This window comes from Azospirillum sp. CT11-132, from assembly GCF_047302835.1.
GTDB lineage: Bacteria > Pseudomonadota > Alphaproteobacteria > Azospirillales > Azospirillaceae > Azospirillum.
The window spans coordinates 317,375-336,252 of sequence record NZ_JBGLZA010000009.1; the positions used below are offsets into that span (position 1 = coordinate 317,375).

The window sequence follows — 18,878 nt, forward strand, 5'->3', positions numbered from 1 at the left end:
TGCCCGGGTAAAAACGGATTCCACAACCGGAGTCCGCGATCATGGCCGTCACCGCCGAGACCCTCTGCACCGCCTTCCGGGGCGAGCGCCGCCTTGCCGCCGGGGATGCGCTGAGCGTCGCACGGGCGTTGCGGGCAGCGCTGGAGGCGGAGCCGGACGGGCCGCCGGTGCTGGTGCTCGAGGATGCCACCGGCAAGGCGGTCGACCTCGACCTGCGGGGAAGCGACGCGGAGGTCGCGTGGCGTCTTTCTCCGCCGCCGCCTCCCTTGCCGCGCGGGCCGGGGCGGCCGAAGCTGGGGGTGGTGGCGCGCGAGGTCACGCTGCTGCCGCGCCACTGGGAATGGCTGAACGCCCAGCCGGGCGGAGCGTCGGTGGCGTTGCGCAAGCTGGTCGACGAGGCGCGCAAGGGGAGCGAAGCAAAAGACCGCGTGCGCCGGGCGCAGGAGGCCGCCTATCGCGTCATGTTGGAACTGGCCGGTGACCGGCCGGGATACGAGGAGGCGGTGCGGGCGCTCTATGCCGCGGATCGCGCGCGGTTCGACGCGCTGACGGCGGGCTGGCCGGCCGATTTGCGCGATTATGTCCGTGCGCTGGCGGCGGAGGCGTTTGCCGGCTGAAAAATGGGAAGGCGCGTGACCTGCGCGCCCATCGGGTCCGTTCCCGCCGGAAGGAGCGGACCCGTCATGGCCGGCAGTCTGGGGCCGAAAGCCTTACAGCGCCTCGGAGTTGGTCTCGCCGGTGCGGATGCGCACGGCCTGGGCGATCTCCAGCACGAAGATCTTGCCGTCGCCGATGCGGCCGGTGTTGGCGGCCTTCTGGATCGCCTCCACCACCTGCTCGTACTGGTCGTCGGACACGGCGACCTCGACCTTCACCTTGGGCAGGAAGCTCACGGAATATTCGGCGCCGCGGTAGATTTCCGTCTGGCCCTTCTGGCGGCCGAAGCCCTTGACCTCGCTGACGGTCAGGCCCTGGATCCCGAGCGACGTCAGCGCCTCGCGCACTTCGTCGAGCTTGAACGGCTTGATGATGGCCATAACCAGTTTCATGTGGCTTCCCCTTAAAGCGTTGTTCCGGCCGCGTGTAAGGCTGTGGCCGCCCCGTTGCGGTTCCAGTCCGGCCTGTCACCGTACCGTCCTTCCGCCGATGGCCCAAGCCTGTTCGCGTCGACCGCAAAAATCAACGATTACAAGAATCGTGCCGGTTGAATTGCGCTGAAAGGATGGGAATATGCCTGTCGAATGGGCGCCCAAAAGGGCGGCATCTGCCTAAAAAACATTCAGCGACAATCTGTCCGGTGGCCGGCCGCGACCGGCCGGGGTCAGGACACTGGACAGGACGCGCCCGTGCGACAATTGTTTGGTCGCGTGGCGGCGCCGGCAAGGCTTGGGCACAAGGCTCAAGCCCGGCGGACGACCGCGCCACAGGCATCGAAGGCGAGAGGGCAGCGAGCATCATGGCCGTACCGGGCACCGAATCGGGCAACGCGACCGTCCCGCCGCAGGGCGGCGACATCACCACGGAGGTCGTGGTGCTGGGCGGCGGTCTGGCCGGGCTGACCATGGCGGCGGCGCTGGCCAGCGCCGGCGTGCCGGTGGTCTGCATCGACCAGGACAGCCCCGAACGCATGGGCGGCGGCGATTTCGACATCCGCACCACCGCGATCTCCTATGCCTCCAAGATGGTGCTGGAGGCGGCGGGGGTGTGGCATCACATGGCCGATCAGGCCGGTCCGATGCTGGACATCCGCATCGCCGACCAGTTCTCGCCCCTGTTCATCCATTACGACCACACCGAACTTGCGATGGAGGGCAAGCACCAGCCCTTCGGCTGGATCCTGGACAACAAGGACATCCGCCGCGCCCTGTTCACCCGCGCCGCCGAGCTGCCGGGACTGGTCCATCTGGCGCCGGCCAAGGCGGTGACGGTGGAGCGGACGCGGTCGGGCGTGATGGTGCGTCTGGCCGACGGGCGGACGGTGCGCGGCCGGCTGCTGGTCGGCGCCGACGGGCGGCGGTCGATGGCGCGCGATAGCGCGGGGATCAAGGTGCGGCGCTGGTCCTACGACCAGAGCGCCATCATCTGCACCATCCGCCACACCGAGCCGAACAAGGGCGTCGCGGTGGAGCATTTCCTGCCCAACGGTCCCTTCGCCGTCCTGCCGATGACGGACAACCGCTGCTCCATCGTGTGGAGCGAGAAGACCTCGCTGGTCGACACCTATCTGAAGCTGCCCGACGACCAGTTCGTCGACGAGCTGCAGCGCCGCTCCGGCGGCTATCTCGGCGAGATCACGCTGCTGACCAAGCGCGAGGCGTGGCCGCTGTCGGTCCTGCTGGCCGACCGCTTCATCGCCGACCGGCTGGCCCTGGTGGGGGAGGCGGCGCACGCCATCCACCCGATCGCCGGGCAGGGGCTGAATCTCGGCATGCGCGACGTCGCCGCGCTGGCGGAGGTGGTGGTCGACGCCTATCGCCTCGGCCTCGACGTCGGCGGGCCGGAGGTGCTGGCCCGCTTCCAGCGTTGGCGCCGCTTCGACACCGTGCTGCTGGCGGCGGTGTGCGACGGGCTGGTCCATCTGTTCTCCAACAACATCCCGCCGGTGAAGCTGGCGCGCGACCTGGGCATGGCGGTCATCAACCGGCTGCCGCCGGTCAAGCGCTTCTTCATGAAGCATGCGATGGGCGTGGTCGGCGACCTGCCGCGGATGATCCGCGGACAGCCGCTGTGACGCTGCCCTCCTGACCCGACTTCGGTGGTCCCGCCATTGGTGCTCCTTGGCAGCGGGGGGCGGACGCCTTATGTCCGCCATACCGCCCGGTTAAGGGATCCCGGGCCACTCCGACCAAGGATGAAGATCGTGCTTCGCCGTCTTTCCCGCTCTCTGCTGACCGGCGCCCTGCTCTCCGCCGCCCTTCTGGCTCCGCTGCCGGCCCTGTTCGCCTCGCCCGCCGCTGCCGCGCCGGCCACCCCGGTCTCGCTGTCGGCGCAGGATCAGGCGGTCGTCGCCAAGGTGGAGGAGTATCTGAACGGCATCACCACCCTGCAGTCTAAGTTCCTGCAGGTGGCGCCCAACGGGCGGCAGGCGACCGGCACCTTCTATCTGTGGCGGCCGGGACGGATGCGGCTGGAATATGACCGGCCGCTGAAGGACTTCATCGTCGCCGACGGCAGCTTCGTCTTCTATTGGGACGGCGAGATGCGCCAGCAGTCGAGCGCCCCCATCGGCTCGACGCTTGCCGACTTCATCCTGCGCAAGAACATCCGCCTGTCGGGCGACGTCACCGTCACCGAGGTGTTCCAGGCCCCCGGCGTGATCGAGGTCAGCCTGCTGGAGACCAAGGACCCCGGCAAGGGCACCCTGACCCTCGTGTTCGAGGATCACCCCTTCCAGCTGCGCAAATGGCGGGTGCTGGACGCCCAGGGCATGACCACCGAGGTGGCGCTGCTGAACCCGCGCACCGACGTCACCTTCGACCGCGACATGTTCTATTTCAAGGAGCCGCAACGCGGATCGGATTTCGGCCGCAACAACTGATCGGCCCCGAAGCGCGACCGAGAAATAAGGCCCGGGCAACAAAGCCCTTCGCCTTCTGTTGTCATGTCGCGGGACCGGCAGCAGGAGGCGTTCCATGTCCACCGATCAGGCACAACAGACTGGAACCGGCCGCTCGGGAGTCGAGCCGGCGGGCCGTCTGCGCAGCATGAACATGGCGCTGGCGCGCAACTGGTGGGCTCTGGCCCTGCGCGGTGCGGCGGCGATCCTGCTGGGGGTGCTGGCCCTGCTGATGCCCGGCGTGACGGTGGCGACGCTGGCGCTGACCTTCGCCGCCTATCTGCTGCTGGACGGTGTCTTTGCCATCCTCGCCGGCATCCGCGCCTCCCGCCATCATGAACGTTCGCTGCCCTTCATCCTGGAGGGTGTGGTCAGCCTGATCGCCGGCATCGTCGCCGCCCTGTGGCCGGCCGCCAGCCTGTTCGCGCTGGTGTTCCTGATCGCGGCCTGGTCGGTCATCACCGGCTTCGCCGAGGTGATGGGGGCGTGGCGGATGGACCGCACCCATGGGAAATGGGCCTGGGGCGTGGCCGGCGTGCTGTCGATCCTGTTCGGGCTCAGCATGTGGGTTCTGCCGGCACTGGGTCTGCTGGCGCTCGCCTGGGGCGTCGCGGCGTACCTGATCGCCTTCGGGGTGCTGGCGCTGGTGACCGCCTTCCGGCTGCGGCACTGCCATCGGGAGAACAACGCCTCGGGTGGCGGCGGGATGACGGCCGCGGTTTGAGGGGGGCGTTATCGGAGCCCCTCCCAATTCATAGCTCCATCGTACAATTTCCTACACGAACAGTCTCTGGCAGCCTGAACTCCGGCACGATGTTTGCTGCGCTGCGGCAAAACGGCTGCGAGGGGCTGTGTCATGACGCCGCACCGACCGACTCTTGGGCAAACCGGCGACCGATCCGGCGGCCGCTGCACAGGATCCGTGCAACACAACATTCTGGCCGCCGCGGCGTTCGGGGTGTCGAACTTCATCGCCGCGCAGGGCGGCTGTCCCGACCGGGTGTTCCACCGCGCCGGCGTGGAGGAGCGGGCGCTGGGCCAGCCGACGGTGGCGCTCGACCTCCGCGCCTATGTGGCGATGATGGAGGTGGCGGCGGCGGAGACCGGCAACGACAATTTCGGCCTGCTCTACGGACGGCAGTTCCAGCCGGAAATGCTGGGGCTGATCGGCTCCATCGCGCTGGCCGCGCCGACGCTGGGGGCCGCGCTGGACCATCTGGCCCGGCTGTTTCCCTTCCACCAGCAGGCGACCGAGACGCGCTTCGTCCGCGAGGGCGAACTGCTGCGGCTGGAATACCGCATCCTCGACGGCCGCATCGTCGAGCGGCGGCAGGATGCCGAACTGACCATGGGTATGTTCGCCAATGTGGTGCGCGCCTGCCTCGGTCCGGGTTGGATGCCGGAGGAGGTGCATTTCGAACATCCCAAGCCGGAAGGCTGGCGCCAGCATCAGGCGCTGTTCGACGCGCCTGCCCATTTCGGCCAGCGCACCAACGCCATCCTGCTGCGCGACCGCCATCTCGACCGCCGCATGCCCGGCGGCGACATGGCCCGGCTGACCGGGCTGTGCGGCACGCTGATCGACATCGCCCGCGGCACCGGCACCCCGCCGCTGCTCGATCGCGTGAAGGCGGAGGTGCGGGCGCGGTTGCCGGAAGGCCCGCCTTATGTCGAGGACATCGCCGACCGGCTGGGCATCGCCCGCTGGACCCTGCAACGCCGGCTGGCCGACGAGGGGCTGAGCTTCTCCGATCTGGTGGAGGGGGTGCGGCGCGATCTGGCGGCGGTCTACATCCGCCAGCGCCATGTCCCCATCGCCGACATCGGCGCCCTGCTCGGCTATTCGGAGGTCAGCGCCTTCAGCCGCGCCTTCAGCCGCTGGTTCGGCGCATCGCCGGCGAAGCTGCGCGATGGGAGGGGCTGAAGGATGGCAGTCGTGAGCTTCCCGTCATAAGATCGGTTCCGGGATACACCGGCGCAGGACAGGGCGGACATGGCGCGCGCATCGAGGAGTCGTCACCGTTTCTGGCGGGACCCCGCGCTTCCGCATCTTGAGGCGCGGAGCATCGAGGACGGGCAGGAGGTCCGCTATGGCTGGCACAGCCACCCGACCTTTTCCATCGGGTTGGTGACCGGTGGTGTCAGCGACTTCCGCATCGGCGCCGAATGCCACCGGATCGCTGCCGGTACGGTCGTTCTGATGAACCCGGACGAGGCGCATGTCTGTAACCCGCTGAACGGCCAGCCCTGGTCCTATCGCATGCTGTATGCCGATGCCGCGTGGCTGGCGGCGCTGGAGGGGGAGGCGACGTTCCGGCCCTATGCCCCGCATCTGAGCCGCGATTCGGAGCTGGCGGACAGGCTGGGACGGCTGTTCAGCCTGTTGTTCGATCCGCTCGCCGACAGCGCGGAGAAAGAGGCGGCAGTCCGGTCTTTCTTCGTCGCGCTGAGGCAGGCTCTGGGCGGTGTACCGTCCGGTCGGCATGGGGAGGGCCGGCCCGGCGGCGAACATGCGGCGCTGGACCGGGCCGCCGATTTCATCTCCGCCCATTGCACCCAGCCGCTGCGGCTGGCCGAGATCGCCGCGGTGTCGGGCTTGTCGCCGTCCTATCTGGTGCGGTCCTTCAAGGCCCGCTATGGGCTGACCCCGCATGCCTACCAGATCAACCGCCGCATCCAGTTCGGCCGGCGAGAGTTGCAACGCGGCCGCCCGATCGTGGAGGTCGCGCTGGATGCCGGCTTCGCCGATCAGGCCCATTTCCAGCGGGCCTTCAAGCGTCATGTCGCCGCCACTCCTGGCCAGTACATGCGCCGGGAGTGAAAGGCCGGCACGAAGGTGGGCGTGGCGATCAGGCGGCGATGCCGATATGGGCGGCGCTCGCCGCGAGCAGGGCGGCCATGGCACGGTTGAACAGCCGCATCCGCCGCCCATCCGCCAGCAGATGGCGCAACCGGGCGCCGGCGTAGGCCCAGCAGCCGACCGACAGATAACAGATGACGAAATATAGCCCGGCGAAGATCCAGAGCCGGGCAGGATCGTCCCCGGCATAGGCACCGACCCCGGCCAGCGCCGCGACCCAGGCCTTCGGGTTCAGCCACTGCATGGCGGCCCCTTGCAGCAAGGAGGGCGGCGGGGGCGGCTCGCCGGCGGCGACCTCTCCGTCGCTTTTCCATAATTTCCACCCCATCCACAGCAGGAAGACCATGCCTGCCCAACGGGTGAGCGTGGCGGCGGCGGGCCAGCCGCGCAACAGCTCCGCCAAGCCGAGCCCGGCCAACACCAGCAGCAGGACGAATCCCAGGGTGGCACCGGCGACATGGCGCAGGGTGGCGCGCAGACCGTGGGAGGCTCCGCTGGACAGCGCCACCACATTGACCGGGCCGGGGGAAATCGATGCGGCCAGCGCGAAGCCGGCCATCGACAGGCAAAGCATCATCATCGCCGCCGTCCTACTTCAGCAGCGGCAGCGAACCGGTCAGCGAGCGCACCAGCGCCGCTGGGCCGTGCAGGCAGAGGCCGAGATAGCGCACCTCCTCCTGCCGGGTGGCGGCGAGCCGCGGGCGATAGTCGTCGTAGCTCTTGGCGCGCTGGGCGACGTCGGTCATGCCGATCACACCCAGCCCGTCGGCCTCCCGTTCCGCCGCGCTCCGGCGCAGCGCGCGCAAGCCCTCGGCATCGGACACCAGGATCGGCATCACGATGGTGGTGATGCCGGGATGGCCGATGCCGTCGGCATCCTGAAGGTCGCAGCCGACCAGTTCGGGCCGCAGCTTCCCCAGCGTCATCGACAGGGCGGCGGCGGTGTTGGCGATCAGCCCGGGCGGCAGGGCGCGGTCGATGATGAAGGCACAGCGTGTCACGTCCGGCTTTCCCTTTGTTGGATGAAGGTCAGGCCGGGGACTGTCGTGGATCGGACGGGGGCGGGTATTGAATGAAATTACCCACGGCCGGACGGGGTGCGGCCGCTCGCGGCACACTGCCAGCGGTTCGGCCCGTCGCCCGCGCGGATGCGCGGCGGCAGGGCTGCAACCGGCATCCGCGCCGTCTATAGTGTCCCGACAGCACCGTCGCTTGGGGGGTGCCTGGGGGCATATGGGGTGCCGGGATGTCAACGAACTACGTCAACACCTTCATCACCGCCGCGGCCGACTGCAAGGCAAAGACCGGCACCGTTCCGTCCAAAGCCGGCACGATCGGCGCGCTGCAGCTCTCGCTGCTCTTGGAACGGCCCTATGCCCTGACCAGCGACGACCTGCTGCTGGAGGTCCACATGATCCGCAACGGCATTCCGCCGGAAGAACGCGAGGCGGCGCGCGCCCGGCTCTTCAGCAAGCCGCAGGCCTGCCTGCGGGCGTCGCCGCTGGTCAAGCAGTATGGCTGGGGCCTGCACCATGACGGCGACGGTCGGGTCGCCGCCTATGGGGCCGAGAGCGACGCCTACCGCGACCTGAGCCGCCGTGCGGACCTGAGCGTCGTTGCCGGAATGCGCAACAGCCGAGGCTGACGGCGCCGGTTCAGACCCCGACCTCCACCGCCGCGTTGACGACGTAGATCTGCTCGTTGCGGTCGTTCTTGTCGGCCAGGAAGATGCCGCTCGGCGCCAGCATGCCGCCGGCGGTGACGTGGATGCTGACGGCGCCATAGGGGAAGACGGCCTTCACCGCCTCGTGGTCCAGCCGGTCGGCATCGGCCGGCACGGCGAGGTGGACGCGCACCTGCATTTTGCTGGTGTCGCCGTCGACCAGGCTGCGCATGCCGGGCATGGAGTTGCGCTCTATGGCGTTGCGCACGGCGCGAACGGCGGCCTTGGTCACGTCCTGGCCATGCAGATCCACCCCCATGCCGAGTTCCACGAACATTACCTGTTTCATCGCGTCGGGCCTTCCAGTGGCTGTCGGTCGTGGCTGTTGGTCGACGGGGATGATGGCGCGTGGTCGCAGGCAGGGCCAGGGGGTGGCGGGGGGAATTTCGGGGGGTGGAAGGCGCCGGCCCCCCACCTCACGCCGCATCGGACTCTCGTCACGCCTTCGGGCGGATTTCGCTGTCCATCTTGGCGCCGTTGCGGTGGTGGGTGCCGGAGAAGGCGCGTTCCAGGCGGCGGGGCGCGCGGATCAGGTGGAGGTACAACTCGTCGAACTGGCCGACGGAGGCGAGCTGGCGCACGTCGTTGACGGTGATCCGCTGGCCGTTCAGCTCAATCAGGCCGCTGTCGCGCAGCCGCCGCAGGGTGCGGTTGATGTGGACGATGCTGAGACCCAGCGCGTCGGCCAGGATCTCCTGCGTCACCGGCAGCACGAAATGCCCGTTGGTCACCATGTTGACGATGCTGAGGCGGCGCAAAAGCTCGACGATCAGATGGGCGGTGCGCTCCAGCGCGGTGCGGCGCCCCAGGCTGAGCAGCCGCTCGGCGACGATGGCCTCCTCCCGCGCACCGGACCAGGCGAGGGCGGCGGCAAGGCGCGGGAAGGACCGGAACAGTTCGCCGATCCGCTCCGGCGGGAAGCTCGCCACCTCGACCGGGGTCAGGGTGGTGACGCTGTGGTCGGCCGATTCGAACAGGGTGCAGTACATGCCGATGATGTCGCCGGGCAGGACGAAATTGACGACCTGGCGCCGTCCGTCCGGCAAGGCTTTGTGGCGGATCGCCCACCCGTCCCGCATGATGCGGACGTCGCGATACCTTTCGCCCTGTTGGAGAAGATCGGTGCGTGGCGGCACGCGGTCGGTCGTCCTTTCCAATTCGGCAAGATACATCTTTTCCTCGTCCGACAGGACGAGGTAGCTACTCAATTTGAGCCACAATGGAGTGGGTTCGAGGGCGCGGCTCGCCAGGGCGCGAGTCATGGTCGTCTCTTTGCCTTCTTTGTCCTAATATTGGCGTTTCGATAAACGGTCGCGCCGTTGAACCGGTTCCGCAATGTCTCGAACGTTTAGGGTTTTCAGGCGAGGCAGCCACAACATAGGTTAATCGGCTGAATATTTTTCTCGAACGGTCTGTGACGCGCAGCCGACCCGTGTGTTGTTCCCTATGCAATTGGACCTACCGGCGGGTTTGGCCGGGCGGGGTGGAGAACCAATCGAACGGGGGGCATGATGACGTCGGAGGAAGAGGCGGCGGGTATGGCCGCTCTCTCGATTTGTGAATCGTTGGTGATCGCCATGGTCGAAAAGGGCCTCCTCACGGTCGAGGAGGCGCGGGGCGTGCTCGAGGACGCCGCCGCGGCCCATCTGCGACAGGAAATGCTGGAACCGGCAATCCGGCGGCAGGAGATGGCGGTGCGCTTCATCGAGCGGCTCGCCCTGCAGGTGAACGCCGCCGGTCCCTACAGTCGCGGCTGACGCACCAGTGCGGGCGGACCGGCGCGATCAGTCCTGCAGGATGGTCGAATTGCGCCGGTCGCCGGCCTCCCGCCGGTCGGTGGGTCCATCCGTCAGGGAATCGCTCAACAACTGCGCGACCTCCTTGGCGGCGATCGGCTTGTGCAGGATGCGGTAGCCGCTGGCCTCGGCATCGGCGATGCGTTCGGGCGCGGTGTCGCCGGTCAGCACGACGCTGGCCGGGGCCGGGAATCCCCGCTCCCGCAGGGCGGTTTCGACCGCACGGAGGGCCTCCAGCCCGGTGGCGCCCGCTTCCAGCCGGTAATCGGCGATCACCAGATCGGGCGGGCGCGGCTGGTCCCGCAGCAGGCGGAGCGCATCGGCGGCGCTGTCGGCCGCGGTCGCGCGCCAGCCGAAATCCTCGATCAGCAGGGTCAGCCCCTCGCGCACCAGCGGATCGTCGTCGATCACCAGGGCGGTGCCGCGTCCGGGCTCCGGCGCCTGTTCCGCATCGGGCGCCCCAGACGCCGCCGCGACCGCCGGCAGGGCGGAGGTGGGAATATCCAGCGTGAAGCAGGATCCCTTGTTCGGCCGGGACGCGACATGCACGCGGTAGCCCAGCAGCCGCGCCAGCCGGTCGACGATGGCCAGCCCCAGCCCCAGCCCCTTGCCGCGGTCGCGGGTGGGGTTGGAGATCTGATAGAATTCGTGGAAGATCCGCTCCAGATGCTCGGGCGGGATGCCGATGCCGGTGTCGTGGACCTGGATGCGCAAGGCGCCCGGACGATGGCGGCAGCCCAGCAGGATGCGGCCGTGGTCGGTATAGCGCAGCGCGTTCTCCACCAGATTGCGGATGATCCGCTCCAGCAGCGCCGGGTCGGCGTTCAGCGTCACGTTGGTGGGGACGCTGCGGAAGGCGACGCCCTTCTCCGCGGCGCGCAGCCGGTATTCGCCCTCCAGCCGCGCGAAGATGGTGCCGAGCGACACCGCCTGGATGTTGGGGGACACCGTGCCGGCATCCAGCTTGGAGATGTCCAGGATGGCGTCGAGCAGGCGGCACAGCGCGTCCATCGACGCCTCGATGCTGCCGACCAGCGACGCCGCCGGATGGTCGCCCAGCCGGATCGCCAGGGCGGAGGTCAGCAGGACCAGCGATTGCACCGGCTGGCGCAGGTCGTGGCTGGCCGCCGCCAGGAAATGCGTCTTGGCGGCGTTGGCGCGCTCCGCCACCATCAGCGCCATCACCGCCTCCTGGCGCGAGCGTTCCTCCTCGTTGCGGGCGCTTTCCGCCTCGGCGCGGGCCTGTTCGGCGCGCTCGGCCAGGGTGCGCTGGATGGTGATCTCCTCCGCCGCCCGCATCTCGCGCTCGCGCTGGATCGCCGCGATGTGGTCCAGCATGGCGTTGAAGCCGCGCGCCAGGGCCGAAACCTCGTCATTGCCGCGCACCCGGGCGCGCTGTCCGGTGAAGCCGTCGGTGGCGATGGCGCCGGCCAGCCGTTCCAGCTCGCGCAGGGACCGGGTCATATGGTTGCCGACGGCGCGGCTGCCGATGTAGATCGCCAGCAGGGCGAGAACGGCCACCAGACCATAGGCCGGCAGCATCCAGGACAGGAGCGCGGTGGTCGGCGTTTCCGGCGCCTCCAGCCGCAGCTTCAACCCAAGCCTCGCCAGCCGTTCCGGCACGGTCAGCGGCACCGTCACCGCCATCATGTCGGCCGGCACCGGCGGAGGCGGCCCGCTGCCGTGGAGAAGCTCCGCCTCCGGATGCAGGACCAGGGAGTCGAGCGGCACCTTGTAGAGCAGTGCCCCTTCCGGCGAGGTGGTGCGGGAATAGATCAGCATCTCCGCCGCCAGCAGGAACTGGGTATCGCCCTGCCGCACCACCTGGGCGGCAGGCTTGCCGGCGGCGATGGCGGCGCGCAGCCAGGCCATGTCGGAGGGAGCGATGGCCAGCGGGGCGGCATGGCGTCCGTTGTCGGCGACCGGCTCTCCTTCGAAATCGGTGAAGACCAGCGCCACCGGCATGCTGGCGATGTGGTTGAAGCTGCCCAGGAAGGGGATCAGGTAGGTTTCCTTCCCCGCGGAATCGACCAGGGCGGTGGCGAGCACGCTGTTTTCCGCCAGTTCGCGCACCGTCATCACCAGCGTGTTCAGCAGTCCTTCGGTCTGGCGGGCGGCGAGGCTGGCGTTCGCCTCCACATTGGCATGGTGCTGGCGCGCCAGATGACGGCTCGACACCAGATACAGGCTGGCGCCGATCAGGATGGCGATCAGCACGCCCAGCATCAGCGACACCATCGCGAAGCGGCGGGCCAGCCGTCCGGAGGTCAGCATCCGCTGGGCGGCGCGGGGGATGGTGCCGTCGGGAGTGGGGCCGGTGGGAGTTGGATCGCTCATCCGTGTTCTCAATCCACCGGAACCAGCACGCCGTCGGCGCGGAAGCGGGCCATCAGCAGGTCGTCCGGCCCCAGCGCCTCGTGCCGGCCGGGGGCGAAGGGGCGGTCGTAGTCGCGGGTCACCCCGTGATAGGGGCCGACCTGTTCCAGCGCGTCGCGCACGGCGGCGCGGTCGGCGGTGCCGGCGCGGTCGATCGCGAGCGCCAGGATGCGGGTCAGATCATAGGCGTGCAGGAAGCCCACCGGCGACACGATGTCCTCCGGCCGGTGGATGCCGAACAGGCGCCCGGCGGTCTCCAGCACCGGAGCCAGCCGGTCCTTGGGGATGCGGAAGGGGCTGACCGTTTGGATCACGCTGAAATCCACCTCCTGCAGGGCCGGTCCGGCCTGTCCGACGAAATCGCCGCCGGTGACGCCCCAATGGCTGAGGATCGGCAGCCGCCGCTGCGGCGGCAGGGCGGCGACCTCGCGCACCAGAACGGCGGCCTCGTCGTCGTTGGCGACCAGCAGGATCGCCTGGGCGCCGGCATCGGCCAGCGCCTGGTACTTGTCGATCAGCGAGCGGTCGCGCCAGTTGTACCAGGCGGTGCCGACCAGATCAGGCGTCTTGTGCCCGGCGAGGTAGCTGTTGGCGGCCTCCAGGTTGGATCGTCCCCAGGCGGTGTTGGTCAGCAGCAGCCCGACATGGGTCAGGCCGCGGTCGGTGGCGCGCTTCAACAGGAAGGGCATTGCCAAGCTGTCGCGCAACGACAGCCGGAAGATGTAGTTGGGCTCCATCCCGTTGTCGACGATGTCGTCGGCTGACGACCAGGGGGCCAGGAACAGGGTGCGGGTCTGTTCCAGGACCGGCAGCTCCTCGATCACCACCGGGCTGAACCGGCCGCCGAAGACGGCGACAAGTCCGGGGATGGTGGCCAGTTCCCGGATGTTCTTGATGCCGCGGGCGGAGATCGAGCGGTGTTCGCGGGTGATCAGCGTCAGCGGCCGGCCGCCAAGAACGCCCCCATTGCGGTTGATGTCGTCGATGGCGGTCAGGATCCCGCGTTGGATGGATTCGGCCGAGGTGCTGTTGGTCAGCCCGAACTCGCCGTCCAGCGCCAGCACCACCGGCTCCCCGGGAAGGTCCCGCTCCGTCTGCCCGGCAGCCGGCACTGCCGCAAGCGAAAGCGCGAGGGCAAGCAGAACCAGGATTGGACGGAACAGGTGGAGGGCTGCGGAAAACATTGGCCGTCGTTCAAGTGGATCGGCAAACGGAAGATTTGGCTCCCGTATGCGTAACGCGGCACTATGGGTGGGGGGGGCCGGTGGGGTCAATCTTCCCTTCGGCCGAGCGGCGGGTACGGAAGACCAGTGCCATTGTGGCAAGTCGCTCGCCGGCAGCGCTCATTATTATCGTTGGAGCCAAAATTGCGCATGGCGCGCGCCACCCGGCGGTGGGCGGCGCGCGCCGATCGGACCGGCTTGCTCAGACCAATTTGGCGGTCAGGCTGATCTGGGTGCCGGCCAGCGCCTTCGACACCGGGCAGTTGGCCTTCGCGCCGTTCGCCTGTTCCTGGAAGGTGGCCTCGTCGATGCCGGGGATTTCGGCTTCGCATTCCAGTTCGATCCGGCTGATGGCGAAGCCGGCGCCGGCCTTCTCCAGATGCACCTTGGCGGTGGTGTGGACGCGGGTCGGCGTGTGCCCGGCTTGGGCGAGCCCGGCCGACAGCGCCATGGAGAAGCAGCCGGCATGCGCCGCCGCGATCAGCTCCTCAGGATTGGTGCCCTGGCCGTTCTCGAAGCGGGAGGGAAAGGAGTAGCTGCCTTCGAAGGCGCCGCTGCCCAGCCGCATCTTGCCGCTGCCCGATTTCAGGTCGCCGCGCCATTCGGCATCCGATTGCCGCATCGCCATGGTGATGTCTCCCCTTGCTGGTCATGGTCCGACCGGCCCGCCGCCATGGCGGGGACCGGTCGAGCCTGACCTAGGGCCATCGACCGCGGCGGCCAGCCGCATACTCCCTTCGCGCCGCCGACCGTTACAGCCAGCGTTTTCTAAAGCCAATCAGGCACGCGCTCGGCCGCCAGCATCTCCTCCACCGTCGGGCGGGGGCGGATGACGGAGAAGCGGTCGCCGTTGACCAGCACCTCCGGCACCAGCGGCCGGGTGTTGTAGGTCGAGGCCATCACCGCGCCATAGGCGCCGGCCGACAGGAAGGCGACGAGGTCGTCGTCGGCCAGCCGCGGCAGCGGGCGCTGCACGGCGAAGGTGTCGCCGCTCTCGCACACCGGGCCGACCACGTCGTAGGGCTCGGCAGCGACGCCCTCGGCCGGCTCCGCCACCGGGACGATGCCGTGATAGGCGTCGTACAGCGACGGGCGGATCAGGTCGTTCATCGCCGCGTCGACGATGGCGAAGCGGCGGTGCAGCCCCTGCTTCACATAGATGACGCGGCTGACCAGGATGCCGGCGTTGCCGACCAGCGAACGGCCCGGCTCCAGCGTGATGCGGCAGCCGAGATTGCCGGTGATCGAGCGCACCATCGCGGCATAGTCGGCCAGATCGGGCGGCGCCTCGTTCTTGTAGGTGATGCCGAGACCGCCGCCGAGGTCCAGGCGCTGGATGTCGTGGCCGTCCTCGCGCAGCTGGTGCAGCAGGGCCGCGACCCGCTCGTAAGCCGCCCGGAAGGGGGCGAGGTCGGTCAGCTGCGAGCCGATATGGACGGCGATGGCGACCGGCTTGATGCCCGGCAGGGCCGCGGCGCGGCGGTAGATCTCGCGCGCATGGTCATAATCGATGCCGAACTTGTTCTCTTTCTTGCCGGTGGCAATCTTGGCGTGGGTCTTGGCGTCGACGTCCGGGTTGACGCGGAAGGCGATCGGAGCCTCCACGCCCATGGACGAGGCGATCTGGCTCAGCGCCTCCAGCTCCGGCACCGATTCCACATTGATCTGGTGGATGCCGGCCTCGAGCGCGGCGCGCAGGTCGTCGCGGGTCTTGCCGACGCCGGAGAAGACGATGCGCTCGGCCGGGATGCCGCCGGCCAGCGCCCGCTTCATCTCGCCCACCGACACCACGTCGCCGCCGGCGCCCAGCTTCGCCAGGGTGCGGATGACGGCGAGGTTGGAGTTGGCCTTCAACGCATAGCAGACGCCGGCATCCTGGCCGGCGAAGGCGCCGGCATAGGCGTTGTAGTGCGATTCCAGCGCCGCGGTGGAGTAGAGGTAGAAGGGCGTTCCCACCTCCCGCGCCACATCCTCCAGCGAGACGGATTCGGCATGCAGCACGCCGTTGCGGTAGGCGAAGACGCTCATCGGCGAGCCATTCGGAGAACCGGTGCGGGCGGCGTTCATGGGAACTGGACTCCGGAACCGGCCGGCTTGCCGGGCTTCGGGTCCTGCGAGGGGTTGGGATAGGTGCGCGGGAAGGGATCGACCTGACCCTCCGGAACCGGGCTGTCGACGAATTTCGGCTTCTTGCCGCAGCCGGCCAGCGCCAGGGCGCCGGCCAGGGCGAGGATGGTCAGGGTGAGGCTGCGGTTCACAGGAAACGCTCCCGGGCGGCCTTCACCGCCTCCTGCACGCGGACGGGGGCCGGGCCGCCGAAGCTGGTGCGGCTGTTCAGCGACGCCTCGATGCTCAGCGCCGGATAAACGGCTTCGGTGATGCGCGGCTCGATGGCCTTCAGTTCATCCAGCGTCAGGTCGGTCAGGCCGACGCGCCGGTCCTCCGCCGCCTTCACGGCACGGCCGGTGACGTGGTGCGCCTCGCGGAAGGGCATGTTCAACTCCCGCACCAGCCAGTCGGCAAGGTCGGTGGCGTTCAGGAAGCCGCGGTCGGCCGCCTCGCGCATCGCCGGGACGTTGGGCTGCATGTCGCGCACCATGCCTTCCATGGCGGCGATGCAGAGCGCCAGCGTGTCGTCGGCCTCGAACACCGGCTCCTTGTCTTCCTGCATGTCCTTGGAGTAGGCCAGCGGCAGGCCCTTCATGGCGATCAGCAGGCTGTTCAGGCTGCCGATCACCCGGCCGGCCTTGGCGCGCACCAGCTCCGCCGCGTCGGGGTTCTTCTTCTGCGGCATGATGGACGAGCCGGTGGTGAAGGCGTCCGTCAGCTTGATGAAGCGGAACTGGGCCGAGCACCAGATCACGATCTCCTCGGCGAAGCGCGACAGGTGCATGGCGCAGATCGACGCCGCCGACAGGTATTCCAGCGCGAAGTCGCGGTCGGACACAGCGTCCAGCGAATTGGCGGTCGGCCGGTTGAAGCCCAGCGCCTCCGCCGTCATGAAACGGTCGATGGGGTAGGGGGTGCCGGCCAGCGCGGCGGAACCCAGCGGGCATTCGTTCAGCCGGCAGCGGGCGTCGCGGAAACGGCTGCGGTCGCGCCCGAACATCTCGACATAGGCCAGCAGGTGATGGGCGAAGCTGATCGGCTGCGCCGCCTGCAGGTGGGTGAAGCCGGGCATCACCGTCCCGGTATGCTGCTCCGCCAGATCGATCAGCGCGGTCTGCAGCGCGGTCAGGCCGGCGATGGTCCGGTCGATGGCGTCGCGCACCCACAGCTTGAAGTCGGTCGCCACCTGGTCGTTGCGCGAGCGGCCGGTGTGCAGGCGCTTGGCCGGTTCGCCGATCAGCTCGGCCAGCCGGGCCTCCACATTCATGTGGATGTCCTCCAACTCCACCTTGAAGGTGAAGCTGCCGGCGTCAATCTCTGCTTTCACGCGGTCGAGGCCGTCGATGATGGCATCGGCGTCGGCCTGGGTTATGATGCCCTGCTTGGCCAGCATCGCGGCGTGGGCCTTCGACCCGGCGATGTCCTGGTCGGCGAGCCGCTTGTCGAAGCCGATGGAGGCGTTGATCTTCTCCATGATGGCGGCGGGACCGCGCGCGAATCGCCCGCCCCACATCTGGCTGGCGGCGGGTGCGGCAGAGCCCGTGGGGGCGGCGGAATTCGGCGGGGTCTGATCGGCGCTCATGGGGACGGATACCGGGGCATTCGGGTGAAGGGGAGCGAGGAAGCGTGAGTATGCGGACTTTGGCGGCCGTCGCAACGGTTTGTGTGTGCATGGCCGGGGCCGGCCTGTGGTGGAGCGCCGGTGCGGCGCCGAACCCCGGCTCGGGCGCCCCCGAGGTGGTGCGGCTGGGCGCGGCGGATGCCGCCACGCCGGTCGCCTCAACCGGCGCCGACAAGCTGGAGAAGTTCAAGGGGGCAGAGCCGAAGCCGATGCCGCCGCTGTCCTTCGTCGATGCCGAAGGGCGGCGGGTCGATCTCGCCGATTTCAAGGACCGGGTGATCCTGCTGAACCTGTGGGCGACCTGGTGCGGGCCCTGCGTCAAGGAGATGCCGTCGCTCGACCGCCTGCAGTCCCAGCTGGGCGGCGACGCCTTCCAGGTGGTGGCGCTGTCGCTGGACCGCGGCGGGCGGACGGCGGTGGAGCCCTTCTATAAGAAGACGGGGGTGGAGCATCTGACGGTGTTCCTCGATCCCGGATCGGAATCGATGAAGGTGCTGTCCTTGCGCGGCCTGCCCACCACCATCCTGGTCGATCCGGAGGGGCGCGAGCTTGGCCGCGTCGAAGGGGCGGTGGAGTGGGATTCGCCGGAGGTCGTCGCCTTTCTCCGCCAGTTCCTCGGCCATGGTGGCGGTCCGGCGCGCGACCGCGGCGGGGTGATGAAGACCGGCGGCTGACGATCCCCTGGCCTTGGGGTAGAGTGCGGCGATGACCTTCCGCCTGTCCCGAGCCATTCCATGACGCAGCCCGCAGCAATCGGCCCCAAGCGCTACACCATCGGTCCCGGCATCGTGATGATGCGTCAGGGCGAGCGCGCCGACCGGGCGTGGCTGATCGAATCCGGCGAGTTGGAGGTGCTGCTGACCCTGCCGGACGGCGGCACCCGGCGGCTGAGCGTCGTCGGCAAGGGGGCGGTGGTCGGCGAGATGGCGCTGATCGACGATGGCGAGCGCAGCGCCACCGTGCGCTCTCTGACCGAGGTGTCTTGCGTCGAGGTGACGCGGGACGCCTTCCGCGGGCTGCTGAAGCGCAGTCCGCCGCTGGCGTCGTTCCTGCTGCAGAGCCTGATCGCCGCCATCCGCCGCGACTATGGCCTGCCGGCGGTCGAACGGTACGGCAATGCGGTGGATTTCCGTTCCACCAACTCCTTTCAGAAGGTGGTCGACCGCCGGATGATCCGCGAGGGGCATGTCTTCTTCGGCCCCAACGAGCCGGTGAACGCCGCCTACCTGATCCAGTCCGGCCGCGTGGCGCTCCGCCCCGGCCGCGGCACGCTGGGCGACGACATCGCGACGCTCGGGCCGGGCCGGCTGTTCGGCGAGATCTATCTGCTGACCGGCCGCCAGCCCGACGTCACGGCCGTGGCGGTCGCCGGCGGCATCTGCGAGGTCATCGACAAGCGCAGCTTCGAGGATGCGGTGACGGCGATGCCGCCGATCCTGAAGTCGCTGGCCCGGATCTACATCGCCCAGCTGACGAAAAAGGCGCCGGCCCCGGCAGGCACTCCCCCGTCCGCCGAGAAGGCCGGCTGAGTCGGGAATTGGACTTGGTGCTGGATTAGGCGCTGGATTTGCCAGGGCATCTGGTGGAAAACAGCGCCTTCACGAATATTGCGGC

General features: G+C 68.8%; 21 protein-coding genes. 10 read left to right on the forward strand and 11 right to left on the reverse strand.

The genetic code is table 11. The annotated features are described in order from the left end of the window. The first annotated feature begins 41 nt into the window (after window positions 1-41). On the forward strand, window positions 42-617 hold the full coding sequence (locus tag ACCD06_RS33040) for a DUF2239 family protein (protein ID WP_413346604.1): 576 nt from the start codon (window positions 42-44) through the stop codon (window positions 615-617). 93 nt (window positions 618-710) lie between these two features. Here ACCD06_RS33040 and glnK read toward each other — a convergent pair whose 3' ends face one another. Continuing rightward, on the reverse strand, window positions 711-1,049 hold the full coding sequence (glnK, locus tag ACCD06_RS33045; protein WP_014189833.1) for a P-II family nitrogen regulator: 339 nt from the start codon (window positions 1,047-1,049) through the stop codon (window positions 711-713). Between the two features lie 407 nt (window positions 1,050-1,456). Between glnK and ACCD06_RS33050 the strand changes: the two genes are divergently transcribed. From ACCD06_RS33050 to ACCD06_RS33070, 5 genes are all read left to right on the forward strand, one after another. Then, a complete protein-coding gene (locus ACCD06_RS33050) occupies window positions 1,457-2,731 on the forward strand; it encodes a UbiH/UbiF/VisC/COQ6 family ubiquinone biosynthesis hydroxylase (protein ID WP_413346607.1) in 1,275 nt (424 codons plus the stop codon). A gap of 120 nt (window positions 2,732-2,851) precedes the next feature. Then, the gene (locus ACCD06_RS33055; RefSeq protein WP_413346609.1) at window positions 2,852-3,538 is read left to right on the forward strand and encodes a LolA family protein; all 687 of its coding nucleotides are present in this window, start codon (window positions 2,852-2,854) and stop codon (window positions 3,536-3,538) included. 94 nt (window positions 3,539-3,632) lie between these two features. Further along, window positions 3,633-4,280: an HdeD family acid-resistance protein gene (locus tag ACCD06_RS33060; RefSeq protein ID WP_413346611.1), complete on the forward strand. Its 648-nt coding sequence runs from the start codon at window positions 3,633-3,635 to the stop codon at window positions 4,278-4,280. A gap of 198 nt (window positions 4,281-4,478) precedes the next feature. Continuing rightward, window positions 4,479-5,480 carry an AraC family transcriptional regulator gene (locus tag ACCD06_RS33065; protein WP_413346613.1) on the forward strand — a complete coding sequence of 334 codons (1,002 nt, stop codon included), beginning with the start codon at window positions 4,479-4,481 and terminating at the stop codon, window positions 5,478-5,480. A 69-nt stretch (window positions 5,481-5,549) separates the two neighbouring features. Beyond that, complete coding sequence (locus tag ACCD06_RS33070) at window positions 5,550-6,377, forward strand: AraC family transcriptional regulator (RefSeq protein WP_413346615.1); 828 nt, start codon at window positions 5,550-5,552, stop codon at window positions 6,375-6,377. Window positions 6,378-6,405: 28 nt separating this feature from the next. On the opposite strand, the gene ACCD06_RS33075 is transcribed toward ACCD06_RS33070, so the two are convergent. After that, entirely contained in the window at window positions 6,406-6,996 is a 591-nt protein-coding gene (locus ACCD06_RS33075) for a LysE family translocator (protein WP_199232098.1), read from the reverse strand. Between the two features lie 10 nt (window positions 6,997-7,006). Then, on the reverse strand, window positions 7,007-7,417 hold the full coding sequence (locus ACCD06_RS33080) for a DUF2000 domain-containing protein (RefSeq protein WP_413346618.1): 411 nt from the start codon (window positions 7,415-7,417) through the stop codon (window positions 7,007-7,009). A gap of 245 nt (window positions 7,418-7,662) precedes the next feature. On the opposite strand from ACCD06_RS33080, the gene ACCD06_RS33085 reads away from it, so the two are divergent. Next, window positions 7,663-8,061, forward strand: coding sequence for a DUF6157 family protein (locus ACCD06_RS33085; protein ID WP_413346620.1), 399 nt, complete (start codon window positions 7,663-7,665; stop codon window positions 8,059-8,061). A gap of 10 nt (window positions 8,062-8,071) precedes the next feature. Here the strand turns inward: ACCD06_RS33085 and ACCD06_RS33090 are convergent, their stop codons facing one another. Both ACCD06_RS33090 and ACCD06_RS33095 read right to left on the reverse strand, forming a co-directional pair. Then, window positions 8,072-8,428, reverse strand: a complete 357-nt coding sequence (locus tag ACCD06_RS33090; RefSeq protein WP_109157150.1) for a Lin0512 family protein — start codon at window positions 8,426-8,428, stop codon at window positions 8,072-8,074. 148 nt (window positions 8,429-8,576) lie between these two features. Beyond that, window positions 8,577-9,347, reverse strand: coding sequence for a Crp/Fnr family transcriptional regulator (locus ACCD06_RS33095; RefSeq protein ID WP_158282055.1), 771 nt, complete (start codon window positions 9,345-9,347; stop codon window positions 8,577-8,579). A gap of 300 nt (window positions 9,348-9,647) precedes the next feature. Between ACCD06_RS33095 and ACCD06_RS33100 the strand changes: the two genes are divergently transcribed. Then, on the forward strand, window positions 9,648-9,896 hold the full coding sequence (locus ACCD06_RS33100) for a hypothetical protein (RefSeq protein WP_413346623.1): 249 nt from the start codon (window positions 9,648-9,650) through the stop codon (window positions 9,894-9,896). A 27-nt stretch (window positions 9,897-9,923) separates the two neighbouring features. Here ACCD06_RS33100 and ACCD06_RS33105 read toward each other — a convergent pair whose 3' ends face one another. From ACCD06_RS33105 to argH, 6 genes are all read right to left on the reverse strand, one after another. Then, the gene (locus tag ACCD06_RS33105) at window positions 9,924-12,272 is read right to left on the reverse strand and encodes an ATP-binding protein (protein WP_413346625.1); all 2,349 of its coding nucleotides are present in this window, start codon (window positions 12,270-12,272) and stop codon (window positions 9,924-9,926) included. An 8-nt stretch (window positions 12,273-12,280) separates the two neighbouring features. Then, window positions 12,281-13,495: an ABC transporter substrate-binding protein gene (locus ACCD06_RS33110; RefSeq protein WP_413346627.1), complete on the reverse strand. Its 1,215-nt coding sequence runs from the start codon at window positions 13,493-13,495 to the stop codon at window positions 12,281-12,283. Between the two features lie 241 nt (window positions 13,496-13,736). Continuing rightward, the gene (locus ACCD06_RS33115; protein ID WP_136701105.1) at window positions 13,737-14,162 is read right to left on the reverse strand and encodes an OsmC family protein; all 426 of its coding nucleotides are present in this window, start codon (window positions 14,160-14,162) and stop codon (window positions 13,737-13,739) included. 140 nt (window positions 14,163-14,302) lie between these two features. Continuing rightward, window positions 14,303-15,562 carry a diaminopimelate decarboxylase gene (gene lysA / locus ACCD06_RS33120; protein WP_413346998.1) on the reverse strand — a complete coding sequence of 420 codons (1,260 nt, stop codon included), beginning with the start codon at window positions 15,560-15,562 and terminating at the stop codon, window positions 14,303-14,305. A 35-nt stretch (window positions 15,563-15,597) separates the two neighbouring features. Beyond that, a complete protein-coding gene (locus ACCD06_RS33125) occupies window positions 15,598-15,792 on the reverse strand; it encodes a hypothetical protein (RefSeq protein ID WP_109157156.1) in 195 nt (64 codons plus the stop codon). Next, window positions 15,789-17,225 carry an argininosuccinate lyase gene (gene argH, locus ACCD06_RS33130; RefSeq protein WP_109157157.1) on the reverse strand — a complete coding sequence of 479 codons (1,437 nt, stop codon included), beginning with the start codon at window positions 17,223-17,225 and terminating at the stop codon, window positions 15,789-15,791. Before argH ends, ACCD06_RS33125 begins: the two co-directional genes overlap by 4 nt. A gap of 89 nt (window positions 17,226-17,314) precedes the next feature. Here argH and ACCD06_RS33135 point away from each other — a divergent pair, with 89 nt between their 5' ends. Beyond that, on the forward strand, window positions 17,315-17,938 hold the full coding sequence (locus ACCD06_RS33135) for a TlpA family protein disulfide reductase (protein ID WP_413346630.1): 624 nt from the start codon (window positions 17,315-17,317) through the stop codon (window positions 17,936-17,938). 60 nt (window positions 17,939-17,998) lie between these two features. Continuing rightward, window positions 17,999-18,793, forward strand: a complete 795-nt coding sequence (locus tag ACCD06_RS33140) for a cyclic nucleotide-binding domain-containing protein (RefSeq protein ID WP_109157159.1) — start codon at window positions 17,999-18,001, stop codon at window positions 18,791-18,793. The last annotated feature ends 85 nt before the right edge of the window (window positions 18,794-18,878 follow it).

Excerpts from the sequence above, each read along its gene's own strand:
- ACCD06_RS33040 (WP_413346604.1), top strand. The coding sequence starts at position 42 with ATGGCCGTCACCGCCGAGACCCTCTGCACCGCCTTCCGGGGCGAGCGC.
- glnK (WP_014189833.1), bottom strand. The coding sequence starts at position 1,049 with ATGAAACTGGTTATGGCCATCATCAAGCCGTTCAAGCTCGACGAAGTG.
- ACCD06_RS33050 (WP_413346607.1), top strand. The coding sequence starts at position 1,457 with ATGGCCGTACCGGGCACCGAATCGGGCAACGCGACCGTCCCGCCGCAG.
- ACCD06_RS33055 (WP_413346609.1), top strand. The coding sequence starts at position 2,852 with ATGAAGATCGTGCTTCGCCGTCTTTCCCGCTCTCTGCTGACCGGCGCC.
- ACCD06_RS33060 (WP_413346611.1), top strand. The coding sequence starts at position 3,633 with ATGTCCACCGATCAGGCACAACAGACTGGAACCGGCCGCTCGGGAGTC.
- ACCD06_RS33070 (WP_413346615.1), top strand. The coding sequence starts at position 5,550 with ATGGCGCGCGCATCGAGGAGTCGTCACCGTTTCTGGCGGGACCCCGCG.
- ACCD06_RS33075 (WP_199232098.1), bottom strand. The coding sequence starts at position 6,996 with ATGATGATGCTTTGCCTGTCGATGGCCGGCTTCGCGCTGGCCGCATCG.
- ACCD06_RS33085 (WP_413346620.1), top strand. The coding sequence starts at position 7,663 with ATGTCAACGAACTACGTCAACACCTTCATCACCGCCGCGGCCGACTGC.
- ACCD06_RS33090 (WP_109157150.1), bottom strand. The coding sequence starts at position 8,428 with ATGAAACAGGTAATGTTCGTGGAACTCGGCATGGGGGTGGATCTGCAT.
- ACCD06_RS33100 (WP_413346623.1), top strand. The coding sequence starts at position 9,648 with ATGATGACGTCGGAGGAAGAGGCGGCGGGTATGGCCGCTCTCTCGATT.
- ACCD06_RS33105 (WP_413346625.1), bottom strand. The coding sequence starts at position 12,272 with ATGAGCGATCCAACTCCCACCGGCCCCACTCCCGACGGCACCATCCCC.
- ACCD06_RS33110 (WP_413346627.1), bottom strand. The coding sequence starts at position 13,495 with ATGTTTTCCGCAGCCCTCCACCTGTTCCGTCCAATCCTGGTTCTGCTT.
- ACCD06_RS33115 (WP_136701105.1), bottom strand. The coding sequence starts at position 14,162 with ATGGCGATGCGGCAATCGGATGCCGAATGGCGCGGCGACCTGAAATCG.
- lysA (WP_413346998.1), bottom strand. The coding sequence starts at position 15,562 with ATGAGCGTCTTCGCCTACCGCAACGGCGTGCTGCATGCCGAATCCGTC.
- argH (WP_109157157.1), bottom strand. The coding sequence starts at position 17,225 with ATGAGCGCCGATCAGACCCCGCCGAATTCCGCCGCCCCCACGGGCTCT.
- ACCD06_RS33135 (WP_413346630.1), top strand. The coding sequence starts at position 17,315 with ATGGCCGGGGCCGGCCTGTGGTGGAGCGCCGGTGCGGCGCCGAACCCC.
- ACCD06_RS33140 (WP_109157159.1), top strand. The coding sequence starts at position 17,999 with ATGACGCAGCCCGCAGCAATCGGCCCCAAGCGCTACACCATCGGTCCC.